This window comes from Enterococcus sp. AZ071 (assembly GCF_050499065.1).
Classification (GTDB): domain Bacteria; phylum Bacillota; class Bacilli; order Lactobacillales; family Enterococcaceae; genus Enterococcus_A; species Enterococcus_A ferrettii.
The window spans coordinates 3,557,012-3,569,206 of sequence record NZ_JBIPAS010000001.1 but is presented as its reverse complement, the minus strand read 5'-3'; the positions used below and the strand labels follow the sequence as shown (position 1 = coordinate 3,569,206).

The 12,195-nt window shown below is 41.9% G+C and carries 10 protein-coding genes; 1 reads left to right on the top strand and 9 read right to left on the bottom strand.

Going from position 1 to position 12,195, the window contains the following annotated elements:
* Positions 1-8: 8 nt before the first annotated feature.
* From lacD to IGI49_RS17305, 5 genes are all read right to left on the bottom strand, one after another.
* Positions 9-1,001 (bottom strand): tagatose-bisphosphate aldolase, encoded by a 993-nt coding sequence (lacD, locus tag IGI49_RS17325; protein WP_429962699.1) that lies wholly within the window; start codon positions 999-1,001, stop codon positions 9-11.
* Positions 1,002-1,015: 14 nt separating this feature from the next.
* Entirely contained in the window at positions 1,016-2,191 is a 1,176-nt protein-coding gene (locus IGI49_RS17320; protein WP_429962698.1) for an SIS domain-containing protein, read from the bottom strand.
* A 78-nt stretch (positions 2,192-2,269) separates the two neighbouring features.
* Entirely contained in the window at positions 2,270-3,001 is a 732-nt protein-coding gene (locus tag IGI49_RS17315) for a GntR family transcriptional regulator (RefSeq protein WP_429962697.1), read from the bottom strand.
* Between the two features lie 297 nt (positions 3,002-3,298).
* Positions 3,299-4,108 (bottom strand): metallophosphoesterase, encoded by an 810-nt coding sequence (locus tag IGI49_RS17310; RefSeq protein WP_429962696.1) that lies wholly within the window; start codon positions 4,106-4,108, stop codon positions 3,299-3,301.
* Complete coding sequence (locus IGI49_RS17305; RefSeq protein ID WP_429962695.1) at positions 4,105-6,486, bottom strand: glycoside hydrolase; 2,382 nt, start codon at positions 6,484-6,486, stop codon at positions 4,105-4,107. Before IGI49_RS17305 ends, IGI49_RS17310 begins: the two co-directional genes overlap by 4 nt.
* Positions 6,487-6,657: 171 nt before the next feature.
* On the opposite strand from IGI49_RS17305, the gene thiT reads away from it, so the two are divergent.
* Complete coding sequence (gene thiT, locus IGI49_RS17300; RefSeq protein ID WP_429962694.1) at positions 6,658-7,248, top strand: energy-coupled thiamine transporter ThiT; 591 nt, start codon at positions 6,658-6,660, stop codon at positions 7,246-7,248.
* 28 nt (positions 7,249-7,276) lie between these two features.
* Here the strand turns inward: thiT and IGI49_RS17295 are convergent, their stop codons facing one another.
* The 4 genes from IGI49_RS17295 to IGI49_RS17280 form a co-directional block, all read right to left on the bottom strand.
* On the bottom strand, positions 7,277-9,805 hold the full coding sequence (locus tag IGI49_RS17295; RefSeq protein WP_429962693.1) for a cation-translocating P-type ATPase: 2,529 nt from the start codon (positions 9,803-9,805) through the stop codon (positions 7,277-7,279).
* 242 nt (positions 9,806-10,047) lie between these two features.
* A complete protein-coding gene (locus IGI49_RS17290) occupies positions 10,048-10,644 on the bottom strand; it encodes a YitT family protein (RefSeq protein ID WP_429962692.1) in 597 nt (198 codons plus the stop codon).
* Positions 10,645-10,766: 122 nt separating this feature from the next.
* Positions 10,767-11,477 carry a B3/B4 domain-containing protein gene (locus IGI49_RS17285; RefSeq protein WP_429962691.1) on the bottom strand — a complete coding sequence of 237 codons (711 nt, stop codon included), beginning with the start codon at positions 11,475-11,477 and terminating at the stop codon, positions 10,767-10,769.
* 17 nt (positions 11,478-11,494) lie between these two features.
* A complete protein-coding gene (locus IGI49_RS17280; protein ID WP_429962690.1) occupies positions 11,495-11,947 on the bottom strand; it encodes a MarR family winged helix-turn-helix transcriptional regulator in 453 nt (150 codons plus the stop codon).
* Positions 11,948-12,195: the final 248 nt, after the last annotated feature.

Here is a 12,195-nt window from a genome sequence, read left to right as displayed (position 1 = left end):
CTTTCCTCCTAATCGATCACTTCTGCTTTGTCATGCCATGAGCTGGCGGTCTGATTAATCACCCGATTGAGGCTTTCAATGTTTTCACGACCAACGGTTTGCAGCCATTCGCGACCAGCCGCTTCCCCTAACTCAGTAAATGGTTTGACACCGTTCTTCCACGTTGCTCGTCCACATAGAACACCGTTAAAGGTTGATCCAGCTTCTTTGGCAAATACCAGCGTTTGCTGGAATAATTCCGTTGAAACTCCCGCACTTAGAAAAATAAATGGCAAATTTGTTGCCTTGCTTTGTTCTGTAAAATAAGCCGCTGCTTCTTCCTTGGTATAGGCTGTTTCCCCTGGAGCAAAGCCTTCAACAAAGTTCATATTAACGGGTACTTCTACCTTGAGAACATCCACTTTGTATTGAGGTTTAGAGAATTCTTTCATCATCGTGATGACTTTATGAGGTTTTACCTTGGCATACTTCAATGAATTGGCATCACTGTTCTCCACATCGTAAGAAACTAGTTCCAGATAAAAAGGTAAATTTTCTGCTGCACATTCGCTGCCTAATCGTTCAATAAAGACATGCTTTTGGTGATTGATTGCTGCGTCTTCATCGACATCATAGTAAAGCAGAAATTTAATAGCATCAGCGCCTTGTTCTTTCAGCCGCAGGACTGACCAATCAGCCAACAAATCAGGTAAACGACCTGGCGTAGCAGCATCGTACCCGGTTTTTTCATAAGCCAGCAGCAACCCAGCTTCCTTATGACGTGCCTTCGCTGCCGGCAAGCCGTATTCTGGATCCAATAAAATAGAGGAAGCATAAGGTGTCAACTCACTGGATACCAGCTTTTTAAATTCTTCAATATGCTGGTCAGTTGGTTCTACCTCCAGTGCCTTAATCATTTTTCTTAATGCCCCTCGTTGATCAATTGCCAAGGCACTGATGATTCCATCCTTGGTTGATAAACGATCCATAGCGGCCTTTTTTTCTTTCGTTAATTTCAACATCTTCTGCCGTCCTCCTAGTTATTAAATTCGTGAATCGTAACGCCCTTAACTACACGGTTAACTGTACCAGTAGGAGAAGGAGTATCCGGTTTGTTTTCTACCTTTATCGAGGTTAATAAAGCTACTGTCTGGGCAACCATTACGTAAGCTAGCGCTAGATAGCCATCTGGCAGCAAGGTTTGGTCAGCAGTAAATTCAAAGGTATCTCCGGTAAAGTTGCGGTCACCAGATTGAGTAATCGCAAAGGTCCCAGCAGCAATGCCGTCTTCCTTCACTTCTTCCAACACGTCTAAGTCATAATCACGGGTGTACGGCTGATTATTCACAAAACCAAACATCAAGGTTTGTTCATTAATAAATGATTTTGGTCCATGACGGAAGCCCATCGAAGAATCAAAAACAGTCGCAACTTTGCCCGCGGTTAATTCTAAAATTTTCAGCTGTGCTTCCCGCGTTAAACCAGATAAGCTGCCTGAGCCTACATAGACAATACGATTGAAGTCTCGATCAACAATTGCTTGAATCTCTGCTTCTCGGCTGATTACTTCTCGGCCTAATTTTGCCAATACTTCAATGTAGGTTTGTTTTTCAGCAAGCCCGGTCTCATCAAAGGTCAATAAGGAGCCCAATGTCATGCAAGTGAAGCTGCCGGTCATCGCAAACCCATCATCATTAGAGCGTTCAGGCATTAGGAACAATAGACTGCGGTCATCGTTGCGGCCAATCTCAGCTAGTCGTCCCTCTTCTGCACAAGTGATGATTAAATGATGCAAGGTATCCACTGCTTTATTAGCAACTTCAATGGCTGCAATACTCTCTGGGCTGTTGCCGCTGCGGCCAAAGGAAACCAGTAAAGTTGGTACATCTTGCAATAAGTATTCATGTGGTGCAGCTACGATATCTGTAGTTCCAATACTTTCAAAAATAAACTCCTGATGATTCCCCTGAGCGGTTAAGTAAGGAACCAGTGTATCTCCCACATATTGTGAAGTACCGGCACCAGTAAAAATCACTCTCGTTTTAGCCCCTTTTGCCTGAGCTGTTACTTCAGCCAAAAAGGCTTGAATATTGGCTTGCTCCTTTTTATAAATAGATAAGGTTTCTTCCCATAATTCTGGTTGTTGACGAATTTCCCGGGTGGTGATTTCCGCCCCCATTTTTTCTAATTCTTCTGTAGACAATGAATACATGCTCAACTCTCCTCGTGTTAAATAAATTGGTTACATCTTCATGACTTGCATTATTCTGCGCGAGACAGAATGGACATTCTAGCTATTTCTAATATGCCGAATATTGTAGTGAAACTGATCCGCTCGTGCCACACTTAGTGTAAATTCGATAATTTCATTTTTCATATTGTAGGTTGATCGAGCTAGATGCAGGACAGGTGCCCCTTCATTAATACTTAACAGCTTCGCATCGTCCTTTTGGGCAATACTGGCATAGAGCTCTTCATCTGCTAAACGGACCGTTTGATTGAAATCCTCCGAAAATAAGTCATACAACGGTTTGCGCCGCAGCATTGTTTCATTCAAAGATAAAAACAGCTTAACCGGCAGATAGGAATCCTCTACCATTAAAGGCTCTTGGTCTGCTAGCCGTAGACGACTAAGTTTAAAAACAGCTTCGCCCAAAGGTAAATTCATGTGCTGAGCAATATACTTATCCGCTTCCAGTTTTTCAAAGGACAAAATGCGTGTCTCGGGATTGCGCCCCATGCTGCGCATCTGTTCCGTAAAGCTGTAAGCTCCTGCCAAATCAGCCGCGTTTTTGGTTAGGTCAGAAACGAATGTCCCCTTCCCATGCCGTCGATAGATATAGCCGGTAGCTTCCAATTCCTGCAGAGCCAAGCGAACCGTCGTTCGACTAACTCCATAATGCGCCGTCAATTCCCGCTCAGACGGCAATTTGTCATGGGGAACCATGCTGATTTCAATTCGTTCCTTCAGCAGATCCACCAACTGATAGTACAAAGCTTTGTTCTTAAAGGAATTTTCCATCGTTGTTCTCCCACCTTCATAACTGGTTATAACCACAAGACAAGTGTAAGGTGGTTTTTCAAAAGCTGTCAAGAAAAATATATTAAGCGGTTACAACCAAGTGGTTTTAAATGGCCTATACGCTGATACAATAGGTTTTATAGATAAAAAGCAATCATTAATCTTTTCTCATTTTTATTTTCTCTTTATTTTTCTGCCTTAAAAATCGGCTAAAATCTAATACCAGTTGGCAAATTCCAGATCAAAAACCACTGATCTTTAACTCAAAACGAAGACCAGTGGTTTCTCTTTTCTCTATTAAAAATGTATCGTAAAGCTGGAAATTTCTGGTATCACACCAAAGCGAGCATGAATCGCTGTTGTTCCTAACCCAGTGTTTACGTACAGTTGGGTGTGATCGCTTAATTCATATAGACCGCGAACATACTTCTCAGCTAGGACATTTTTTACCTGATAAAAGGGCAGGCGCACTTGTCCACCATGACTGTGGCCAGCTAATACCAGTTGCGTGTTCGTACCTATGAAGCCATCAGCCACATCCGGCTCATGGGTAAGTAAAATCGAATAATCGTAGTCTTGGCGATAAGCCAAGGTTCCTGATATGGAAGGATTTCCCAGCAAAGAATCATCCAAGCCGCCAATAAAGACCTGCTTGCCGTTCGCTAAAGTGAGGGTTTCTCCCGTATTTTGCAATACATCAAAATTGGCAGCATTCATCACCTGTTCATATACTCGTGAAGCTCCCCCGCCATAATCATGATTGCCCCAAACCGCATATTTGCCAATGGTTGCCTTCATTTGACTCAGCTTATCAATGATTTCCTGCTCATGATCGTATTGAGCATAATTATCGAACAAATCACCGGTAAACACGATGATATCGGGATTTTCCTGATTCACTTTTTTAATTACTTTGTCTAAACGATTGGTGGCATAGCTTTCAGATACTTGAATATCAGAAAGCTGAACCACCTTTACCTCTGCTGGCTGAGTTTGATCCCCCAGCTCTAAACGGTGAACCACCGCCAAATTTGGTTCAATTTTAAATGCATAGAAAGGAATGAATACTAACAGCAACAGCAGTCCAACGCCTATTTTTCGCATCATTTTGTTTCTTCTTTCTGGTTTTCAATCACCGTTTGTTTTCCATGGTCGGTAATCACTGCCGTATGAGGTTGCACTGCTGTGTTGTCCAACTGGTGAGGCTGATCTGAGAAGTTGGCTATGACTGACAAATCTGAACCGTATTTCGTCTCCTGAACCAATTTATCCTCAGTTAAATAGGTGAAGTCTGTCATTTCTTGATTGATGGCAGCCTTTTGGAAAGCTTGCCAATGTTTCGAATTTGCTACAATATCTTGTTTTCGTTCCTGCCAGGTGGCTGCATCCAAGTGCATCAATGGAGGCACGTTGTACAAGTATTCCTTCAAACGACGATTTTGAACCTCACCTTCAATTTTGTAACTATCCCACTCCCAGTGATGCGTAGTAATCACGGATTCGTTATAAACCAGCTTGTACAGAGGTACATTGTATACTGGGTCAATAGTCGTTGCTTTGTATTCTTCCTTAATCGGTACTTGTTTGGCATAACGCGCTGGAATGCCATCCGATAATGCTGCGTAGCCGCCAACATAGTACGGACTTTCTTTATTTTCTCGCATATCAGGATCACTCCAAGCAATTACCGGCGTTTCTAGACCATGAGCAAAAACCATGCCTTGATTAAAGTAGTCGTTCCCAGTTTCAGTGCCAACTATTAGTCCTTTTTCTGTTAAACCAGCCGCTCGTTTTAATCGTGCTTGAACATCTTCACTTATTGAGGTTGGATGCTCAGGGTTAAAATCATTGTAGATTTCACCAGCTGCATCAGTATCTAGAAACCAGGTGTTAAATGGCACCTTCTTTGAAGTTATCTGCTTTAGGCGATACTGCCATTCATCATCAATTAAGGTTTGATTTACCTTTCGCCCCTTGCCTAAAAAGCCAGAAACATAGTCGCCAGAAGGCTTCATGATTGTTTTATTCGCATAGACATCCGCATTATCCTTGAAGCCAGCCGTATTCCAATCGATTGACGGTGTTTCGTGAATGGATTGATAGGAATCATAGGGACCGATTAAATAATCGTCTTTTTGTACCGCTTGAACAAATAGTGGATTAATTAGGCCTTCATTCCAGTTAGCCAAACCTATCCAAGCATGCTCAATCCCACTATTTTTCAGCTCTTGAATCACCTCAGTACTGGTTGCTTGTCCCCATTGCTCCAGCGGCTTGGTACTATCAGCTAATTCGTTTTTTAACAGCTGTTTATTAATAGAAAAGCTGCGCTCTGTCGGCATCTCTGCTTGGATGCTCTGCAAGTATTCCTGATCCTTTTTAGCCAAGGTTGGAAAAACAGCAGCATCATAAAAATCAGTGTAAGCCAAAACAGTATTCAGCCCAGTTAAAATCGTATTCTTTTCATACTTATAAGCCTCTCCCTGCTGCAAAGCAGCTATTGCCTGATCAAATTCCTCTCGCCCATCCTCCGAATGCTTCGCTAATACATCCCCCACATGTTCAAAAAGCTTTTGATGGTCTTGCTTTTGCAGTTTCTGCCAGTTCACATCCTCTGTAGTTAAAATACGATTTTGCCAGAAGTAAATATGAGGTGCACCAATTAATTTATTGATTGAGGGGGTCTTTTTTTCCTTCTCTGCCAACGAAGTAAATTGCTTATTTTCAATCCGATTCTTTTGATAAAGCTTAGCCGCTGCCACCGGATTATTTTCTGACAAATAAACATCATAGGTTTGAGTCTGCTTGCGATTAAAACGATTAAGGTTGGTCTTCAACCGAAAATCCAGATTTGATGTCTCACTAGCTTCGTCCAACTCTTGGTTAAAGTTGTTTTCCATTATGATGGTTGCCGCTGTATTATTTTGAACAGCCGAAACAAAAGACATAGAGAAGCTTTCGTTTAAATCCAGCTCAGCATTCTCCTGAAAATAGCTTTGCCAGCTGGCATCGTCAGCTGGAATACTTTTCCCTTCGCCAATGGGTAAATAGTAGTTGTCCCCTTGGATTTTCGGAAACTCAATGGCTTCTGATTTATCGTTTTGAGGAGTAATTTTTATTTGTAAATGGTCGGTTTGTTTTTTGACTGCCACCTGCAGGCCTTTTTCCGGATACTCCCATGAGATACTGTTCGTTGTCTTTTTGACCTTGGTAACAGCTTGGGCTTCGTTTCCATCGAATGTGAATTGATGGTCTTTGGCAGTCAGCTTCATTTGAAAGGTAGTGGGATCAATAGCGTAATCAAAGTCTTTGATACTGTATTTAGCATCCTCTTTTGCCACTTTTTCAGCATCAAAGCTTAAAGAAAGATTATCAGCTGCAGTTTTTTTTGACTGGGTAACTATGGCTGCCAAACTGCCGGCTGATAAAAGCAAAGCTGCAGTCAGACCGCCAACAATGATCTTCTTTTTCGTGTTATTATCCATAAGTAGTTCCTCCTATTTTACGTTGTTCGCTTTTACAAATAGAAGGATACAAAAGGAATGTGCAAAACTTGTGCAAATTTGATGGAATCAAATAGTTTTGCTTTTCCCAGCTTTCGTTGTTTGGTAGACTAATGAACATACGATGAAATGAAAAAAAATGACGAGGTCGCTATGAGAAAACAACTATCGCTAAACGTTTGGATTGAAGGCACTCTGATTGCTGCTCTGGCAATGAGTTTATCCTTTTTACCCATTCAATCACTCAATGCCAGCTTAGATTTATCACTGGGACTGGTGCCTTTGGTTTTATATTCTTTTCGCCGCGGGTTGGTACCTGCATTAATGGCCGGATTTACTTGGGGGCTGCTAACGATCGTTGTAGGCTCAGCCATGCGCAACTTTATTAGTGTGCCGCAAATAATTTTTGAATATCCTTTTGCCTTTACCTTTGGCGGGATGGGCGGTCTGCTTTCACCTAAATTGCAAGCAGCCATCAAGGCTCAGCAAAAACGCAAATCTATCTTTTTAATTGTTTCTGGCGGCTTTATTGCTGCTTTTAGCCGTTGGTTTTGGCATTATTGGGCCGGTGTATTCGTATGGGGTGCCTATGCACCAGATACAATGAACCCCTTCTTGTATTCCTTTATCCTTAATGGTGCTTCAGCACTTGCTAATGCAATCTTCGTTTCGGTGGTGCTGGTTTTCATATTCAATGTCTCTCGCACCTTGTTTATCCCAAGAGAATCACCAAAATCCCTCTAACGCATGCGTCAGAGGGATTTTTTGCTGGTTAAAATTTTCCTAAACGTTTTTTTGTTTCTATATAAACAAGGGGTGATGCTGACAAAGTAACAACTAGAAGCCAGTGACTTACCGTCAAGCTGGTGAAACCAAAAGCAGCAGCAGTTGGCCGCAGATTTACCAGTAGTAAAATAATTAGTGTTCCAACAGCTGTAGTAGCCAGCAGCAGCTTATTGGTTAAAAAGCCAATACGGAAGATCGACTGACTGCTGCGGCAGTTGTACATATGAATAATAGTGGTCAATCCTAGTACAATAAAGGTCATGGTATTAGAGATCAGCAATGATGGTGCGACATTTTGTACGGTTACCGAATGCCCTACGTAAATAGCCGTCAGTGTCAGTACGGTGAAAACCACTGAGATTTCAATAATTTTATTTAGCAAACCATTGGCAAAAATACTCGTCCCTTTCTTGATCGGTTTTTTCGACATGATATCCTTCTCCGCCGGTTCCACACACAAGCTCATGCCAGGGATTCCGTCAGCTACTACTTTAATAATCAACAGCTGAATCGCCGTAACCGGTGCACCCCAACCGACAATCATAGAAATTAATACAATGGTCAGGGCTGAAATATTGCAGCCTAACATGGCATATAAGGATTTACGAATATTGCTGTACACTCGACGCCCTTCTTTTACCGCCTCGACAATCGTCGCAAAATTGTCATCTAACAACACCATATCTGAGGCTTCCTTGGCAACTTCGGTCCCACTGCCCATGGAAATACCGACATCGGCGGCCTTCAAAGCGGGCGCATCATTCACTCCGTCTCCCGTCATCGCAACCGTTTCGCCATTTTGCTGCAAGGCTTTCACGATTCGGATTTTGTCTTCAGGCGTTGTTCGAGCAAATACGCGATAGGCATGAATATCCTGTGAAAGCTGTTCATCAGATAATTGGTTTAAGTCGGCTCCTGTCATAGCCTTCGTCCCAGACTCTAGGATTCCCACATCCGCAGCAATCTTTTTGGCTGTTAACAGGTGATCTCCCGTAATCATAATAGGTCGAATACCGGCCTTCTTAGCTATTTCTACTGCGTGATAGCTTTCTTTCCGGGCTGGATCGATAATTCCAATAAAGCCGCCGAAAATCAACTCTTCTTCGATAGAAGCATCGTCTAAATCCTGCGGCAGCTGCTCATATTTCTTATACGCTACACCCAGCACCCGATAAGCCTGACTAGCTAAATCATCATGAACCGGCAGCCATTCAGACTGATCTCCCGTAATTTCCAAACGATCAAAAGCACCTTTGGTTACTGAGAGATACCCTTCCTCCGTTTGATAAATGACGGTCATCCGCTTACGTTTTGAATCAAAGGGAATCTCATGAACTCGCTGCATCTTGGATAAGCGCTGCTGCAATTTCTTTTGATTAAATAATTTTTCAGCTGCTTTTTTAATCGCTAATTCTGTTGGGTTGCCGATGTTTCCATCCTCGCCGTTAATATTGCTGGCTAAGTAAAAATACAACAGCAGCTCTTTTTCGCTCAAGCGTTGATCGGCTGGAACGATCTTCTCAATCGACATTTTATTTTCGGTAATCGTCCCAGTTTTATCAGAGCAGATAATTGATACGTTTCCGATGGTTTCAACAGCGGTTGGTGTTCGAACAATGGTATTGCGTTTCGCCATATTACGAATCCCGAAGGAAAGAGAAATAGTGACCACCACGGGCAAAACCTCCGGAATAGCCGCTACAGCCATTGAAATAGCCGTCATTAAGGTTGTCTCAAGCGCGTATCCTCGAATAAAACCGATCAAAATTGCTAAGACCCCCGCTAAGATTGCTAACAATCCTAAGCTTTTTCCTAGTTTTTGCATTCTGATTTGCAGTGGTGCCAAGGCTGGAGCCGCTTCGGTCAGCATACTAGAAATTTTACCGATTTCTGTGTTCATTCCAGTCGTTTCTACGACCGCTGTGGCCCGACCGCTTACCACCATGGAACCAGAAAAAATTCGATTTTTCATATCACCAATGGAATCTGCCTCACTGGGGATGTAGTCACTATCTTTTTCACTAGGTTCGCTTTCACCAGTTAAAAAGGACTCATCTACTAAAAAGTTGGTCGCCTCCATGAGAACTGCATCGGCTGGTACCCGATCTCCTAATTCCAGCTGCAGCAAATCCTCTGGCACGATTTCGGTACTCTTAATGCTGACCAACTGACGATCACGATAAACTTTAGATTCTGGCACGTTAAAACTCTTCAACTCATCCATCGATTTTTCAGCTTTTTTCTGTTGCCGAATGGATAAATAAATATTTAGGATAACAATCCCCGCAATAACCAGCGGTTCGGTCAAATCATCGGGATGATTTTGATAAGCAACATAACTAGATAAACCTGCTGCCAGGATTAGGATCAAAATCGTAATATCCTTTAAGGCATCCCACAGGTAACCGAGAAAACTTTTCTTTGGTGCCTGCTGAATTGTATTCTCACCATACTCTGCTAACCGTTCCTTTGCTTCCCTTGTTGTAAGTCCTTTGTTGTTCCAATTTTTATTCATGCCTGTTACCTCCTAACAAAAAAAGCCAGTCAAACTAACCACAAAAGCCTACAGTTAGTTTGGCTGACTTTTTGAAGTACCAATCCGGCGATCGGTACTAAGTCTATTTTTTCAATTGGCACTATTCTTTCACATTGGAATTAGAAAATCAACTAGTTTCACTTAAAAAAATCGATTAAAAAAACAAAAAATCGCTATACACCTTGATAGTTCTAGCTTTTAGCAGTTTAAAAAAATTTCAATTATTTTTCTATTCCTGCAGGTGTTCTGGCAAAAATCAGTCTGTTTCCAATGGCTTGATAGAACTTCATGCTGTAGGACATAATCAGAATCGAAGTGGCAGCTGACAACCCATTTAACGGGTCCAAAATGGAAAAATTCAAAATAATAATCAGTAAATTGGTCAAAAGTAATCCAGTAGGTGCCGGAATGCGGAAATGCTTTTCTAAAATCAATGGAGGTATCGTTACACCACCGTTGGAAGAACCAGCTATATACAACGTAAAGACCCCCAGGCTAAATAATCCACTGCCGAAAATCAAGGAACCCGCGTAAGAAGAAAGCAGCGGAGTAATTGGTACAATCATTAAAAACAACGGAAAAAGCAAACTTCCGATAAGGACTTTCGAAAAAACACTACGATCCAACAACCAATAAGATAACAACAGCATCAAAATATTAATCAGCCAGACTGTTTTCATACTATGAATCGCAAACTGGACCTCCAACAAATGGCCAATTGCCCCTACTCCTGCTGAAGCAATGCTATGAGGCAATAAAAAGAAATTCAAAGAAAAGGAAACCAACAGCAGACCCCCTAAAATTTTTACAACTTTCATAGGACACACCTTCTTTTTTGTCATTTGTTTTATCGTATCAATAACAAAGAAGGTTATAAGGTCATTTTTTTCATACCAGACTGAAAAAAATCCAATCACCCAGAAGTGATTGGATAACGATCCTATAAGACGAACTCGCTGTTTTCCTTAGTTAATTGGCTACCGACACTTTCCACTTGGAGATGTTCGTTGAAAAGCTGGCTTAATTCAGCGGCAGCTTCACTCGCCCGAGCAGCCTGTTCCGGATTAATCGCTTCAATGAAAAAGACAGCATTCGTTGTTTCCTCTGTCAGCATAGTCCGTTGTGCTTCTCGCCAATTTAAGCAGCGGCAAACAGCTCCAGCTTGATCATAGTAAATGATTTCTCCTTCAAGAGCCGGGGCATCCTTTTCCGCTCCTAAGGGGAAAAATTCTTCGCCGCCTTGGGCTTTTCCTAAATGCAAATCACCTTGAAGCTGCTCAATATCTTCACCGCCGCAAGGAACACCATGCTTAAGTGAAACACTGTTATAAACATCTACTAAAGGATTGATCGGCAAAAATTCACGCCCTTGTTTCGCCCTTTTCAATAAAGCTTCGATAGACGAACGAGCCCCTTTTTTGGTTTTGAACTGACTGAAGGCTTCTCGCCACTGAGCCACTACTGGATTCTCACTGATAGGCTCCGCTTGGACGAATTGTTGGGCAGCTTGGCTGGCTTCCGATAGAAGCTGCTTTAAGTTCTCTTCCTGACCTGTTTGGAAATGATTATCCACACCTTTAACGACTAATACGTTTATTTGTCCTTGGGGGAATAATTCCCAAAAGACTGGATCAATGATGACTTTTTTCATAAATATCCTCCATTCGCTTAATAGCTTCGTTTGTTTCCTTTTTTAACGAACTCCCAATCAGAGCCGACATTTTCGCGTACAATATGCAAATATTCCTGCAGCTGCTGAATATCTGCTGGTGTTAACCCCGCCAAAGCGGTTTGGGTGGAATAGTTATTTTCTCGTATAATGTACGGGTAAAGCTCTTGCCCCTTCCTAGTGACATACAGCCGTTTGATCTTTTTATTGGTTTGATCCTCCTGTCGATAAATAAACCCTTTTTCCTGCAGGCGGTTGATTGCCCGAGAAATCGTCGTACGATCGACCATAATCAGCTCTGCTAACTGCTCTTGAATAATTCCAGGATTTTCATAAATACGAACCAAGTACAGGTATTGGCCACGATTCAAGTCAAGCTCCTTAAACTCAATGTTGCTAATGGAATCCAAGGCTCGAGCAATCATTCCGATCTCCCTCAATACTTCACTCATCGCTACACCCCTCTTAATGTCATTTACTTTACGCCATTTTTGTTGCAAATGCAACAAAAATTCACATCTCTAGAGTAATACTAGTGGATACTTTATAGTGGTCAAACTTTTGAGGGAATTCTTTTTTTTAACCGAAAGTTGATTTAGACGCATTGAAAGAGAATTTCAATAATTTTTCTACAGAAGAGAAGCAAAAAAATTAGGTATCCCATATTTTTTGCTTTCGTTCTACCTTATTTGGGTGTATG